The sequence below is a fragment of the Denitratisoma sp. DHT3 genome (assembly GCF_007833355.1).
Lineage (GTDB): Bacteria > Pseudomonadota > Gammaproteobacteria > Burkholderiales > Rhodocyclaceae > Denitratisoma.
The window spans coordinates 2,171,619-2,184,797 of sequence record NZ_CP020914.1 but is presented as its reverse complement, the minus strand read 5'-3'; the positions used below and the strand labels follow the sequence as shown (position 1 = coordinate 2,184,797).

General features: G+C 66.2%; 10 protein-coding genes. 7 read left to right on the top strand and 3 right to left on the bottom strand.

Going from position 1 to position 13,179, the window contains the following annotated elements:
• The first annotated feature begins 23 nt into the window (after positions 1–23).
• Together B9N43_RS10085 and rng are read left to right on the top strand one after the other, a co-directional pair.
• Positions 24–644 (top strand): Maf family protein, encoded by a 621-nt coding sequence (locus B9N43_RS10085; protein WP_145842077.1) that lies wholly within the window; start codon positions 24–26, stop codon positions 642–644.
• A 45-nt stretch (positions 645–689) separates the two neighbouring features.
• Positions 690–2,147, top strand: a complete 1,458-nt coding sequence (rng, locus tag B9N43_RS10080) for a ribonuclease G (RefSeq protein ID WP_145842076.1) — start codon at positions 690–692, stop codon at positions 2,145–2,147.
• A 100-nt stretch (positions 2,148–2,247) separates the two neighbouring features.
• On the opposite strand, the gene B9N43_RS10075 is transcribed toward rng, so the two are convergent.
• The 3 genes from B9N43_RS10075 to B9N43_RS10065 all read right to left on the bottom strand — a co-directional run bounded on the left by B9N43_RS10075 (position 2,248) and on the right by B9N43_RS10065 (position 7,664).
• Positions 2,248–3,012: a class II glutamine amidotransferase gene (locus B9N43_RS10075; protein ID WP_145842075.1), complete on the bottom strand. Its 765-nt coding sequence runs from the start codon at positions 3,010–3,012 to the stop codon at positions 2,248–2,250.
• An 83-nt stretch (positions 3,013–3,095) separates the two neighbouring features.
• Positions 3,096–3,695: a hypothetical protein gene (locus B9N43_RS10070; RefSeq protein WP_145842074.1), complete on the bottom strand. Its 600-nt coding sequence runs from the start codon at positions 3,693–3,695 to the stop codon at positions 3,096–3,098.
• A gap of 102 nt (positions 3,696–3,797) precedes the next feature.
• Complete coding sequence (locus B9N43_RS10065) at positions 3,798–7,664, bottom strand: DUF3683 domain-containing protein (RefSeq protein WP_145842073.1); 3,867 nt, start codon at positions 7,662–7,664, stop codon at positions 3,798–3,800.
• 230 nt (positions 7,665–7,894) lie between these two features.
• Here B9N43_RS10065 and B9N43_RS10060 point away from each other — a divergent pair, with 230 nt between their 5' ends.
• The 5 genes from B9N43_RS10060 to B9N43_RS10040 all read left to right on the top strand — a co-directional run bounded on the left by B9N43_RS10060 (position 7,895) and on the right by B9N43_RS10040 (position 13,105).
• Entirely contained in the window at positions 7,895–8,164 is a 270-nt protein-coding gene (locus B9N43_RS10060) for an HPr family phosphocarrier protein (RefSeq protein WP_145843518.1), read from the top strand.
• A gap of 21 nt (positions 8,165–8,185) precedes the next feature.
• Positions 8,186–9,922, top strand: coding sequence for a phosphoenolpyruvate--protein phosphotransferase (gene ptsP, locus B9N43_RS10055; RefSeq protein WP_145842072.1), 1,737 nt, complete (start codon positions 8,186–8,188; stop codon positions 9,920–9,922).
• A 200-nt stretch (positions 9,923–10,122) separates the two neighbouring features.
• Positions 10,123–11,253 (top strand): homoserine O-acetyltransferase, encoded by a 1,131-nt coding sequence (locus B9N43_RS10050; protein WP_145842071.1) that lies wholly within the window; start codon positions 10,123–10,125, stop codon positions 11,251–11,253.
• Positions 11,250–11,849 carry a methionine biosynthesis protein MetW gene (gene metW, locus B9N43_RS10045; protein WP_145842070.1) on the top strand — a complete coding sequence of 200 codons (600 nt, stop codon included), beginning with the start codon at positions 11,250–11,252 and terminating at the stop codon, positions 11,847–11,849. The genes B9N43_RS10050 and metW overlap by 4 nt, the downstream gene beginning before the upstream one ends.
• Complete coding sequence (locus tag B9N43_RS10040; protein ID WP_145842069.1) at positions 11,846–13,105, top strand: AmpG family muropeptide MFS transporter; 1,260 nt, start codon at positions 11,846–11,848, stop codon at positions 13,103–13,105. Before metW ends, B9N43_RS10040 begins: the two co-directional genes overlap by 4 nt.
• Positions 13,106–13,179 lie beyond the last annotated feature (74 nt).

Below are 13,179 nucleotides of genomic sequence, written 5' to 3'. Positions count from 1 at the left end.
AATTGACTATTTCGCGGTAATCCATGAGCGCGCCCGTCGAATCCCGCATCTACCTGGCTTCCCGCAGTCCCCGGCGGCGCGAGCTGCTGACCCAGATCAACGTCCGTTTCGACCTGCTGCTGTTCCGCAGCGCAGAGCGCGCCGATCCGGAGGTTGATGAAACACCCCTGCCCGGCGAGTTGCCGGAGGATTACGTGCTGCGGGTGGCCAGCGCCAAGGCCGTTCATGGGCAGGAGCAGATCCGGAAACGGCATTTGCTGTCGCGTCCGGTGCTGGCGGCCGACACCGCCCTGGATCTGGACGGTCGCATCATCGGAAAGCCGCGCGACGAGACCGACGCCCACGCCATTCTGACGCGCCTGTCGGGCCGCAGTCACCGGGTGCTGACGGCGGTAGCGGTGGCGACGCCGGGCCGCATCGAGCATGCGTTGAGCGTCAGCGAGGTGAGTTTCCGGGAATTGGCGGCGGACGAGATCAAGCGTTACGTGGCGTGCGGCGAGCCGATGGACAAGGCGGGCGCCTACGGCCTGCAGGGGCGCGGCGCAATGTTCGTGGCGGAGATACGCGGCTCGCCGTCCGGCATCGTCGGCCTGCCCTTGTGCGAAACCGTGCTGCTGCTGCGGCGCTTCGGCTACCCGCTGTAGGCGGGTGGGTAGAATGCCGCAGCCAGCCTCTTCGTCGACGCCGCCATGAGCGAATCCTTTCTGATCAATTTCACCCCCCAGGAAACCCGCGTTGCATTGATGCAGCAGGGGGTGGTGCAGGAACTGCATATCGAGCGTACCGGCAGCCGCGGCATCGTCGGCAATGTCTATCGCGGCAAGGTGGTGCGGGTGCTGCCCGGGATGCAGTCGGCGTTCGTCGAGATCGGCCTGGAGCGCACGGCCTTCCTGCACGTGGCCGACATCTGGGAGCAGCGCAACGGCCATGGTGGCGAGGCGCGCCTGATCGAACGCATGGTGTATGAGGGGCAGCACCTGGTGGTGCAGGTGCTCAAGGACCCGATCGGCAGCAAGGGCGCCCGCCTCACCACGCAGATTTCCCTGGCCGGGCGGATGCTGGTGTACCTGCCCCAGGAAAGGCATATCGGCATCTCGCAGCGGATCGGCGACGACGCGGCGCGGGAGCTGCTCAAGCACAAGTTGCAGACCCTGGTTCCCGCCGACGAAACCGGCGGCTACATCGTCCGCACCATGGCCGAGAACGCCAGCGACGCCGAGCTGACCGCCGACATCGCCTACCTGCGCCGCCTGTGGGCCGAAATCCGCAACCGCGCCCAGTCCACCGCGCCGCCCTTCCTCCTGCACGAGGATCTGACGCTGGGCCAGCGCGTGCTGCGCGATCTGGTGACGCCGGAGACCACCCGGATCTTGATCGACTCGCGGGAGAACTTCCAGAAACTGACGCTCTTCGCCGAGGAGTACATGCCGCAGGTGCTGCCGCTGCTGGCGCACTATACGGGCGAGCGTCCGCTGTTCGACCTGTACGGCGTCGAGGACGAGATCCAGAAGGCGCTGGCGCGGCGGGTGGAACTCAAGTCCGGCGGCTACCTGATCATCGACCAGACCGAGGCGATGACCACCATCGACGTCAACACCGGCGGCTACGTGGGGCTGCGCAATTTCGACGACACCATCTTCAAGACCAATCTCGAGGCGGCGCAGACCATCGCCCGCCAGCTGCGCCTGCGCAATCTGGGCGGCATCATCGTGCTCGACTTCATCGACATGGAGTCCGGGGAGCACAAGATCGCGGTGCTGGACGAATTGAACAAGGCCCTGGCCCGCGACCACACCCGCATCACCGTCAACGGCTTCACCGCCCTGGGGCTGGTGGAAATGACCCGCAAGCGCACCCGCGAATCGCTGGCCCACATTCTCTGCGAACCCTGCTCGACCTGCGGCGGGCGGGGCGAGATCAAGACCGCCCAGACCATGTGCTACGAGATCCTGCGCGAACTGCTGCGCGAGGCGCGCCAGTTCAATGCCCGGGAATACCGGCTGCTGGCCGCGTCGGCGGTGGTCGATCTGTTCCTGGAGGAGGAGTCGCAGTCCCTGGCGATGCTGTCGGACTTCATCGGCAAGCCGATCTCGCTCCAGGCCGAGGCCAGCTACACCCAGGAGCAGTTCGACATCGTGCTGCTCTGAGGCAGCGTCCGGCGCGCCCGTTCAAGAAAACGAAGAGCCGCCCCGAGTTTTCTTGCCCCTTGAGGGGCAAGTTGAGCGCAGCGAGGCTTTCTGGGGGGACTCAGAGTACCGGCGCGCCGTCCAGGAACATCATCAGCGTGCCCGGCGCGATCGGCGTCCATTCCTCGTTGTCGGTCAACGGCGCGGTGGCGATCACGGCGACCCGGTCGGCGGGCGTGGTCACTTCGCTGAAGTCCACCGAAACGTCCTGATCCTTCAAATGGGCCATCGAAAAGGGGGCTTGGCGGACGATGTAGCAAAGATGCGTCGAGCAGTGGGCGAACAGCGCGTCGCCCTGCGACAGCAGGTAGTTGAACTCGCCGTGGGGCGCGATCTCCCGCGTCAGCTCCCGCAGCGTCTGGTGCAGCACGTCGCTGCGGGGCATCGCGGAGAAGTTCTCCGCCAGGTTCTGCAGCAGCCAGCAGAACGCCCGCTCGCTGTCGGTGTCGCCGACCGGGATGAAGCTGCCGTCCAGGGGCGGCGCGAACGCGTCGAGGTTGCCGTTGTGGGCGAAGATCCAATAATGGCCCCACAGCTCGCGCTGGAAGGGATGCGTGTTCTCCAGGCCGACCGGTCCCTGGGTGGCCTTGCGGATGTGGGCGATCACGTTCTTGGAACGGATCGGATACTGCCGCACCAGATCCGCGACCGGCGACTGGCTGGAGGGGCGCGGGTCGAGGAAGGTGCGGGCGCCGCGCCCCTCGAAGAAGGCGATGCCCCAGCCATCCGTATGAACATCGGTCAGCCCGCCCCGACTGCGGAATCCCTCGAAGGAGAAGCAGATGTCCGTCGGCGTGTTGCAGTTCATTCCAAGCAGTTGGCACATGGCGGTACGGGTGGAGTGAAGAACGCTTTGAGCATAGCGCGTCTCCGACGCGGAGGCGAGCCGGTCATCGGATCAGCCAGGGCTCAGCCGTCGCCGTCGGTCTTTTCGTTCAGCGCGCGCCGGAACTCGGCCAGGCGGTCCTGGTAGTCGGCGGCTTCACCGTAGGGCAGGAAGTGGGCATAGCGGCCATGGGCGCCCAGCACCTTGCGGGCGTGCTTGATCGGGCACCAGTACTGTTCTGTGCGGGCGGTGATCTCGGCGGCATAGGCGAGCAGGCCGTTGCCATAGCTGCAATAGGCGCAGTTGATCTTTTCGAACAGGTTGAGATAGGCCAGGTGGGAACGGTCGAAGACGAAGTAGTCCCGGCGCCGGACCCGCTTGATGCCGTAGAGGGGGAAGCAGGTCCATTGATAGAAGGTGATGCATAGATCGAACAGCACCAGCGGCAGGGCCATGCCGTAGATGATGGGGACGGAGACCAGGCTCTGGACGCGGCTCTCCAGCAGCCAGCGGACGAGCCCCATGCGCAGGCGGCGGTGGGCGGCGCGGATGTGCTCCTCGAAGTGCACGCGCCGGCCCTGGATCTTGTAGCGCAGGCGGCTTTCCTGTTCGTGCAGCGCGGTGCGCAGCTCCTCGTCGAGGGCGCTGATCTGGCTCAGTATCTGGCGGATGCGGTCGGGCATGGCGGCTCTCCGGAGTTCGTCGGGCGCAAGGCTGCTCCAGCGGCGCGCGATCGCCCGGCCGGACGCGCCCCTCCCTGTCCGGCCGGGACGGTCATTCGAACCTCAGAGCAGCACGCGCTCGATGCCGCCGCGGTTGGCCGCGGCGACGTAGTTCTGCATCCAGTCCTCGCCCAGCAGGTGGCGGGCCATCTCGATCACGATGTAGTCGGCCTCGATGCCGCCGGCGTCGTTCTCGTAGCGGGACAGCCCCTGCAGGCAGGACGGGCAGGCGGTGAGGATCTTCACGTCGCCGGTGAAGGGCGCCTGGTCGCCGCCCTGGCGCAGGCGCGCGACGCCCTGCTCGATCTCCTGCTGCTTGCGGAAGCGCACCTGGGTCGAGATGTCGGGGCGGGAGACGGCCAGGGAGCCGGACTCGCCGCAGCAGCGGTCGGAGAGTTCGACGCCGCCGCCGAGCAGGGTGTTCGCCACCTTGATCGGCGCGTGGGTCTTCATCGGCGTGTGGCAGGGGTCGTGATAGAGGTAGCGGGTGCCGCTCACGCCTTCCAGCTTGATGTTCTTTTCCAGCAGGTATTCGTGGATGTCGAGCAATCGGCAGCCGGGGAAAATCTTCTCGAATTCGTATTTCTGCAACTGGTCCATGCAGGTGCCGCAGGAGACGATCACCGTCTTGATGTCCAGGTAGTTGAGGGTGTTGGCCACACGATGGAACAGCACCCGGTTGTCGGTGGTGATCTTCTGGCCCTTGTCCTCTTCGCCGCTCGCGGTCTGCGGATAGCCGCAGCACAGATAGCCCGGCGGCAGCACCGTGATCGCGCCCAGGTCGTAGAGCATGGCCTGGGTGGCCAGGCCCACCTGGGAGAAGAGCCGCTCCGAGCCGCAGCCGGGGAAGTAGAACACGGCGTCCGATTCCTCGGTGGTCTTCTGCGGGTTGCGGATCACCGGGATCAGCGTGTCGTCCTCGATGTCGAGCAGGGCGCGGGAGGTGCGGGCCGGCACATGGCGCGGCAGCGGCTTGTTGATGAAGTGGATCACCTGCGTCTTGACGTCGGGGCGGCCCAGGGTGGCGGGCGGATGCGCGACCGCCTCCTGGGTCAGGCCCAGCGCCTTGCCGACGCGGTAGCCCAGGCGCTGCAGCTTGTAGCCGACGCCGGTGATGCCGGTCCGCATCAGCTTGATGGTGGCCGGATCGGTGGCGGTGAGGAAGGCCATGGTCAGCGCCGTGCCGGGGACGAACTTCTTCTTGCCCTGCTGACGCAGGAAATTGCGCATGGCGACGGAAACGTCGCCGAAGTCGATGTCCACCGGACAGGGATTGGCGCACTTGTGGCAGACGGTGCAGTGATCGGCCACGTCGCCGAATTCGTCGAAGTGCCGGAGCGAGATGCCGCGCCGGGTCTGCTCTTCGTAGAGGAAGGCTTCGATCAGCAGGCCGGTGCCGAGGATCTTGTTGCGCGGCGAATAGAGCAGGTTGGCCCGTGGCACGTGGGTGGAGCAGACTGGCTTGCACTTGCCGCAGCGCAGGCAGTCCTTGACCATGTTGGAAATGCGCCCGATGTCGGACTGTTCCATGATCAGCGATTCGACGCCGAGCAGGGCGAACGACGGCGTATAGGCGTTGGCGAGGTCGGCGCCGGGCATCAGCTTGCCCTTGTTGAAGCGGCCCTCCGGGTCCACCTTCTGCTTGTATTCGCGGAACGGGCGGATCTCCTCCTCGGCGAGGAATTCCAGCTTGGTGATGCCGATGCCGTGCTCGCCGGAGATCACGCCGCCCAGGCTCCTGGCCAGCGACATGATGCGCTCCACGGCCGCGTTCGCGGTCTGCAGCATGGCGTAGTGGTCGGAATTGACCGGAATGTTGGTGTGCACGTTGCCATCGCCGGCGTGCATGTGCAGGGCGACGAAAACCCTGCCGCGCAGCACTTCCTTTTGCAGCGCTTCCAGGCGCTCGACGATGGGGCGATCCGTGCTGCCGTTGAAGATGGCGTCCAGGGGTTTTTTAAGTTCCCGCTTCCAGGAGACCCGCACCGAGAAGTCCTGCAGGCGATGGAACAGCGTCGGACTGGCGGCACTGTTCACCAGCGGGCCGGCATTCACGCCGTATTCGGCGAAACGGGCTTCGGCCTCGGTCAGGGGCTGGTCCAGATGATCCAGCAGCCACTGCCAGCGGCGCCGCACCTCGGCCACCAGTTCCCGCGCCCGCTCGGGCCGGTCGCCCAGCAGCACCTCCTTGTCCAGGGCGGTATCGCCGGTCTGCACCGGCAGGTCGCCCTGCAGCAGGTCGATCAGGGCGTCGCACAGTTCGAGCTTGTTCTTGATCGACAGCTCGATGTTGATGCGCTCGATGCCGTCGCAGTAGTCCCCCATGCGTGGCAGGGGAATCACCACGTCCTCGTTGATCTTGAAGGCGTTGGTGTGCTTTGAGATGGCGGCGGTGCGTGCCCGGTCGAGCCAGAATTTCTTGCGCGTCTCGGGGCTGACGGCGATGAAGCCCTCACCACCCCGCGCATTGGCGATCTTCACCACTTCGGAGGCGGCGCTCATCACGGCCGCTTCGTCCTCGCCAACGATGTCGCCGATCAGCACCATCTTCGGCCGACCTTGGCCGCCTTTTCCACTTCGGGCCTTGGTGGTGTAGCCCACCGCCCGCACGTAACGCTCGTCCAGGTGTTCGAGGCCGGCCAGGATGGCGCCGCCGGGGCGGGTTTTCAGATATTCGGTGATCTCGACGATGGAGGGCACCGCCTCGCGTACCTGGCCGAAGTATTCGAGACAGACGGTGCGGGTCACCGGCGGCATCTTGTGCAGGATCCAGACCGCCGAGGTGATGATGCCGTCCGTACCCTCCTTCTGCACACCCGGTAGGCCGCCGAGGAATTTGTCGGTGACGTCCTTGCCCAGGCCGGTCTTGCGGAAACGGGCGCCGGGAACCGAGAGGAATTCCTCGCCCAGCAGCTTCTCGCCGCTTTCGTCGTAGCGCTTCAGGCGGAAGGTGGCGGTGTCCTGATCGTGGATCTTGGACAGGTTGTGGTTGATGCGCTCCACTTCCAGCCAGCGGCCGTCGGGGGTGACCATGCGCCAGGAGGCCAGGTTGTCCAGCGCCGTGCCCCACAGCACGGCCTTCTTGCCGCCGGCGTTCATCGCGATGTTGCCGCCGATGCAGGAGGCGTCGGCCGAGGTGGGGTCGCAGGCGAAGACCAGGCCGGCGTTTTCCGCCGCGTCCATCACGCGCCGGGTCACCAGGCCGGCGCCGGTGCGCACGGTGGCATAGGGACGGTCGACGCCGGGCAACTGCTGCTCTTCCACCGGTCCCAGGTCGGTCAGCTTCTCGGTATTGATCACCACCGACAGCGGCGTCAGCGGCACGGCGCCGCCGGTATAGCCGGTGCCGCCGCCGCGGGGGATGATGGTCAGGCCCAGTTCGATGGCGCCACGCACCAGGGGGCCGATCTCCTCTTCGGTGTCGGGCATCAGCACCACGAAGGGATACTCGACGCGCCAGTCGGTGGCGTCGGTGACGTGGGAAACGCGGCTCAAGCCGTCGAAGCGGATGTTGTCGCGGCGGGTGTGGCGCGCCAGCGTGCGCAGCACCCGCTTGCGCAGCCGGGCCGTGGTGGCGAACCAGTCCTCGAAGCGTGCCACCGCTTCCCGCGCCGCGCCCAGCAGGCCGGCCACCGCTTCGTTGCCGGCGCGCCGTTTCTCGATTTCATTGAGCCGATGGCGCAAGGCTTCCACCAGGGCCTCGCGCCGATGGCGGTTGGCCAGCAGATCGTCTTCCAGGTAGGGGGTGCGTTGCACCACCCAGATGTCGCCCAGCACCTCGTACAGCATCCGCGCCGAACGGCCGGTGACCCGCTGGCTGCGCAACTGGTCGAGTACCCGCCAGGACTCCGCGCCCAGCAGGCGGATCGCGATCTCCCGGTCGGAAAACGAGGTGTAGTTGTAGGGGATTTCTCTAAGGCGTGCGCTCATGGCGTTAGAACTGGGTCCAAAGGCTGAATTGTAGGTTATCGCGGTGCAACATGCAGACCCGCGATGCCCCTGATTCCCGCAAGGGATATGTTCGAGCCGCTGTCTTTTTTGCGGTGCACTAAACAAAATAGGACATGTACATGGCGCGCCGTCCCGGTTTGCTCCTACAATCGAGTCTCGAGACGCAGGCGGTAGCCACCGTCTGCGGTGGCTACGAGAAGGGAGGGGATGTGCCGAGAGCAGAAGCGGAAATCGTGAACAAGCTGGGGCTTCATGCCCGCGCTTCGGCCAAGCTCACGCAGCTGGCGGGCAGCTTCCCCTGCGAGGTATGGATGGAGCGCAATGGTCGTCGCATCAACGCCAAGAGCATCATGGGGGTGATGATGCTGGCGGCGGGCAAGGGTTCCACCGTGATGGTGGATTGCGAGGGGGAGCGCGCCGAGGAGGCGATGACGGCCATCCTGGCCCTGATCGCCGAGCGCTTCGGCGAATCCGAATAAACCGCGCAGCGGCAGTCTTTCATGAGTTTTTCGATTTTCGGCCTGGCGATATCGTCAGGCATCGCCATTGGCCGCGCCCATCTGGTGTCCCACGCGACCTTGGAAGTGGCCCAGTACCAGCTCCGGGAACGCGATGTGGAAGCCGAGGTGGCCCGCCTCGAGGCGGCGTTCGCCGCCGTCTCGGGAGAACTGGACGCCCTGCGCGAAGAGGCGGCCCAGCCTGGCACGCCCGCCGAGATCGAGGCCTTCGTCGATCTGCATGCGATGATCCTCGCCGACCCGATGCTGGCCGAGGAACCCAAGATCCTGATCCGCGAGCGGCGCTGCAATGCGGAGTGGGCGCTGGTGCAGCAGATGCGGCTGCTGGCGGCCCAGTTCGACGAGATCGACGACGCCTATCTGCGGGAACGCAAGCAGGACATCGTGCAGGTCGTGGAGCGGGTGGTGAAGGTGCTGATGGGCAAGCCGCGCAAGCTCGCCCGCCGCATTCGGGACGAGGACCTGATTATCGTCGCCCACGATCTCTCGCCCGCCGACACCATCCAGTTCAAGAATCTGCGCATCGGCGGGTTCATCACCGATCTGGGCGGCGCCACCTCCCATACCGCCATCGTCGCCCGCAGCCTGAAGATCCCGGCGGTGGTGGGAATGCATCATGCCCGCCCGCTGATCCAGGACGATGATCTGCTGATCGTCGACGGCAGCCGCGGCGTGCTGATCGTCGATCCGGACGAGCGGGTGCTGGCGGAATACCGGATCCGCAAGAGCGCGCTGGAGCTGGAGCGCAGCAAGCTGAAGCGCCTGACCACGGCGCGGGCCAATACCCTGGACGAGGTGGAGATTTCCCTCCAGGCCAATATCGAGCTGCCGCAGGACATTGACCAGGTGAAGACGGTGGGGGCCGACGGCGTCGGCCTGTTCCGCACCGAGTTCCTGTTCATGAACCGCGACGAACTGCCCGACGAGGACGAGCAGTTCGAGGCCTATCGCAGCGTGGCCAAGGCGCTGGCGGGCAAGCCGGTGACCATCCGCACCCTGGACATCGGCGCCGACAAGACGTCCCGCGCCCTGCGCGGCAGCGACCGGCCGACGCCCAATCCGGCCCTGGGCCTGCGCGCCATTCGCTACTGCCTGGCCGAACCGCAGACGTTCCTCGCCCAGTTGCGCGCGATCCTGCGCGCTTCCGCCTACGGCCGAGTGCGCCTGCTGATCCCGATGCTGGTTCACGTCAAGGAGATCGAGCAGACCCTGGCCCTCGTGGAATACGCCAAGGCCCAGTTGCGCCAGGCCCGGCTCAAGTTCGACGAGGGCATCGAGATCGGCGGCATGATCGAGGTGCCGGCCGCCGCCCTGTCCGTCGGCCTGTTTCTCAAGCGCCTGGATTTCCTGTCGATCGGCACCAATGACCTGATCCAGTACACCCTGGCCATCGATCGCGCCGACGAGACCGTCGCCCATCTTTATGATCCCTTGCATCCGGCGGTGTTGCGCCTGATCGCCCAGACCATTCAGGCGGGCGAGCGGGCGGGGCGGCCGGTCTCCGTGTGCGGGGAAATGGCGGGCGAGCCGGCCATGACCCGGCTGCTGCTGGGCATGGGGCTCCGCTTCTTCTCGATGCACCCCGCGCAGTTGCTGGAGGTGAAGCAGCAGGTGGTGATGGCCGACACCCAGCTCCTGGCCGTCAAGGTGAACCGGCTGCTGCGCGCCGACGATCCGGAGCGCATCCGGGAATTGCTGGCGCGCTTGAGCGAAATCTGAGGCCGGGAGGGCCTTGGCGCCGGGTTTCGGGCATCGCGCAAGGCTTCGCGATTGACAAGCGCGTCTCGTCTCGGTAGCCTTGATCCTCGTTGGCGCCGATTTGAACTCAGCTTGCGGGCGCGTAATAAATACGGCTAAAGCGAGGGCTGAGAACCCGGTCCACGCTTGAACGCCGACCGGGTTTTGCATTTCTGGCCTCCATGGAAAAACAAGGCAACAGCATCGGTGTCGTGGCGCCCCAGCGCGCCCATTTCGACGAACCCCTGACTCTGCGCAGCGGGGCCGTGCTGCCGGCCTGCGACCTGGTCTATGAGACCTATGGCACGCTGAACGCGGCCAAGAGCAACGCCATCCTGGTCTGCCACGCGCTGTCCGGCCATCACCACGTGGCGGGCCATTACGCGGACAACCCGCAGAACATCGGCTGGTGGGACAACATCATCGGCCCGGGCCGCCCGCTCGATACCGACAGGTTCTTCATCGTCGGGCTCAACAATCTGGGCGGTTGCCACGGCTCCACCGGTCCGTCGAGCCTGAATCCGGCCACCGGCAAGCCCTGGGGCGCGGATTTCCCCCTGCTGGCGGTGGTGGACTGGGTGCGTGCCCAGGCGCGGCTGGCGGACCGGCTGGGCATCGACAGCTGGGCGGCGGTGATCGGCGGCAGCCTGGGCGGGATGCAGGCGCTGCGCTGGACCATCACGTTCCCCGAGCGCGTGCGCCACGCGCTGGTGATCGCCGCGGCGCCCAAACTGACGGCGCAGAACATCGCCTTCAACGACGTGGCGCGGCAGGCGATCCTCACCGACCCGGACTTCCACGGCGGCCACTACTACGAGCACGGCGTCTATCCCAAGCGCGGCCTGCGCCTGGCCCGGATGCTGGGCCACATCACCTATCTGTCCGATGATCAGATGGATCAGAAGTTTGGCCGCGAACTGCGCAACGGCGCCTTCTCTTTCGGCTATGGCGTGGAATTCGAGGTGGAGTCCTACCTGCACTACCAGGGCGACCGTTTCGCTGGTTTCTTCGACGCCAACACCTACCTGCTGATGACACGGGCGCTGGACTACTTCGATCCGGCCCGTGAGGGCGGCGGCGATCTGGCGCGGGCGCTGGCGGTGGCGCGGGCCAGGTTCCTGGTGATCGCCTTTTCCACCGACTGGCGCTTCTCGCCGGCGCGTTCCAAGGAAATCGTCAATGCCCTGCTGAAGAACGGCCAGGACGTCTGTTACGCCGAACCGCGCTGCAATTACGGCCACGATTCCTTCCTCATGGACGACCCCCAGTACCATGCCGTGGTGCGGGCCTATCTGGAGAACGTGAAGATATGAGCGCCGCCCAGGATCGGCCCGATTTCGACGTCATCGCCGGCTGGGTGCAGTCCGGCGAGCGCGTGCTGGACCTCGGCTGCGGCGACGGTTCGCTGCTCCGGCGCCTGATCGAGACGCGCGGCGTGCGCGGCTGCGGAGTCGAGATCGACGACGAGAGCGTGCTGGCCTCGGTGCGCGCCGGCATCAACGTGATCCAGAGCAATCTGGAGGACGGCCTGGCCGGTTTCACCGACGCCGCCTTCGATCATGTCGTGCTTTCCCGCACGCTGCAGACGGTGCGCCATACCCAGGACATTCTGAACGAGATGCTGCGGGTGGGGCGGGAGGTCGTGGTGTCCTTCCCCAATTTCGCCTACTGGAAAAACCGGCTCGCGGTGCTGGACGGCCATATGCCGGTATCCGAGGACCTGCCCTACCAGTGGTATGACTCGCCCAATGTGCGTTTCTTTACCCTGGTGGATTTCGAGAACCTGTGTGAGGCAATGGGCATCGTCATTCGCGACCGCCAGGTGCTGGACGAGGCGGGCCGTCGGGTGACCGAGGAACACAACTTCCTCGGCAGCCTGGCGGTGTATCGCATCTCGCGCCGCAAATGACTCGCCCGGCCTGGGTTGGCGCGCTGCTCACCCGGCGCATGCTGATCTGCGTATTCACGGGCTTTTCCTCCGGCCTGCCGCTGTACCTGCTGCTCAATCTGCTGCCGGCCTGGCTGCGCAGCGAAGGCATCAGCCTCAAGGCCATCGGTCTGTTCGCCCTGATCCAGTTTCCCTACACCTGGAAATTCCTCTGGTCGCCGCTGCTGGACCGGTATGCCCTGCCGCTTCTGGGGCGGCGGCGGGGCTGGATGTTCGCCACCCAGCTCGGACTGCTGGCCTGCATCTGCCTGCTGGGGGTGTTCGACCCGCAGCGGGAGCTGATGGCCATCACCGTGCTGGCGGCGGTGCTGGCCTTCGTTTCCGCCACCCAGGACATCGTGCTCGATGCCTATCGGCGCGAGTTGCTGGACGACAGCGAGCTGGGACTGGGCAATTCCATCCACGTCAATGCCTACCGCATCGCCGGCCTGGTGCCGGGCTCGCTGTCCCTGATCCTGGCCGATCACCTGCCCTGGGCCGCGGTGTTCGCCGTCACCGGCCTGTTCATGCTGCCCGGCCTGGCCCTGTCCCTCCTGATCCGCGAGCCGGTGATCCGCAACGGCCGTCCGCGTACCCTGCGCGAGGCGGTGGCGGAGCCGTTCCACGAGTTCATCGGCCGGGCCGGGCTGCAGAATGCGCTGCGGGTGCTGGCCTTCATTTTTCTCTACAAGCTGGGCGACTCGATGTGCACCGCGCTCGCCACGCCCTTTTATCTCGACATGGGCTTCGCCAAGTCCGACATCGGCCTGGTGGCCAAGCACGCCGGACTCTGGCCGGCGATCGTCGGCGGCCTGGTGGGCGGTCTGTGGATGGTGCGCCTGGGCATCAACCGCGCGTTGTGGCTGTTCGGCGTGGTGCAACTGGTGTCCATCTTCGGCTTCGCCTGGCTGGCCTGGCTGGGCCGCAACGAGACCGTCGGCGCCCAGCAATTGGGCCAGCTGGCGCTGGTGATCGGCTTCGAAGCCCTCGGCGTCGGGCTCGGCACCGTGGCCTTCGTCGCCTTCATCGCCCGCGCCACCAACCCGCTCTACACCGCGACCCAGTACGCCCTGTTCTCCAGCCTGGCCGCCGTGCCGCGCACCTTCGCCAATGCCGCCACCGGCTGGCTGGTGGAAGGCATGGGCTGGTACGGCTTCTTCCTGCTCTGTGCGGCGCTGGCCGTGCCGGGCATGGCCTTGCTGCCCAGGGTCGCTCCCTGGCGCCGCGAGCCCGGCTGAGGCCGGACCGCGACATTCCGCACGAATTGAACCTTCCCCTTTCAACTTTTGCCGATCTGCGCCGTTACTCAAGC

Excerpts from the sequence above, each read along its gene's own strand:
- B9N43_RS10040 (WP_145842069.1), top strand. The coding sequence starts at position 11,846 with ATGACTCGCCCGGCCTGGGTTGGCGCGCTGCTCACCCGGCGCATGCTG.
- B9N43_RS10065 (WP_145842073.1), bottom strand. The coding sequence starts at position 7,664 with ATGAGCGCACGCCTTAGAGAAATCCCCTACAACTACACCTCGTTTTCC.
- B9N43_RS10085 (WP_145842077.1), top strand. The coding sequence starts at position 24 with ATGAGCGCGCCCGTCGAATCCCGCATCTACCTGGCTTCCCGCAGTCCC.
- B9N43_RS10050 (WP_145842071.1), top strand. The coding sequence starts at position 10,123 with ATGGAAAAACAAGGCAACAGCATCGGTGTCGTGGCGCCCCAGCGCGCC.
- rng (WP_145842076.1), top strand. The coding sequence starts at position 690 with ATGAGCGAATCCTTTCTGATCAATTTCACCCCCCAGGAAACCCGCGTT.
- ptsP (WP_145842072.1), top strand. The coding sequence starts at position 8,186 with ATGAGTTTTTCGATTTTCGGCCTGGCGATATCGTCAGGCATCGCCATT.
- B9N43_RS10070 (WP_145842074.1), bottom strand. The coding sequence starts at position 3,695 with ATGCCCGACCGCATCCGCCAGATACTGAGCCAGATCAGCGCCCTCGAC.
- metW (WP_145842070.1), top strand. The coding sequence starts at position 11,250 with ATGAGCGCCGCCCAGGATCGGCCCGATTTCGACGTCATCGCCGGCTGG.
- B9N43_RS10075 (WP_145842075.1), bottom strand. The coding sequence starts at position 3,012 with ATGTGCCAACTGCTTGGAATGAACTGCAACACGCCGACGGACATCTGC.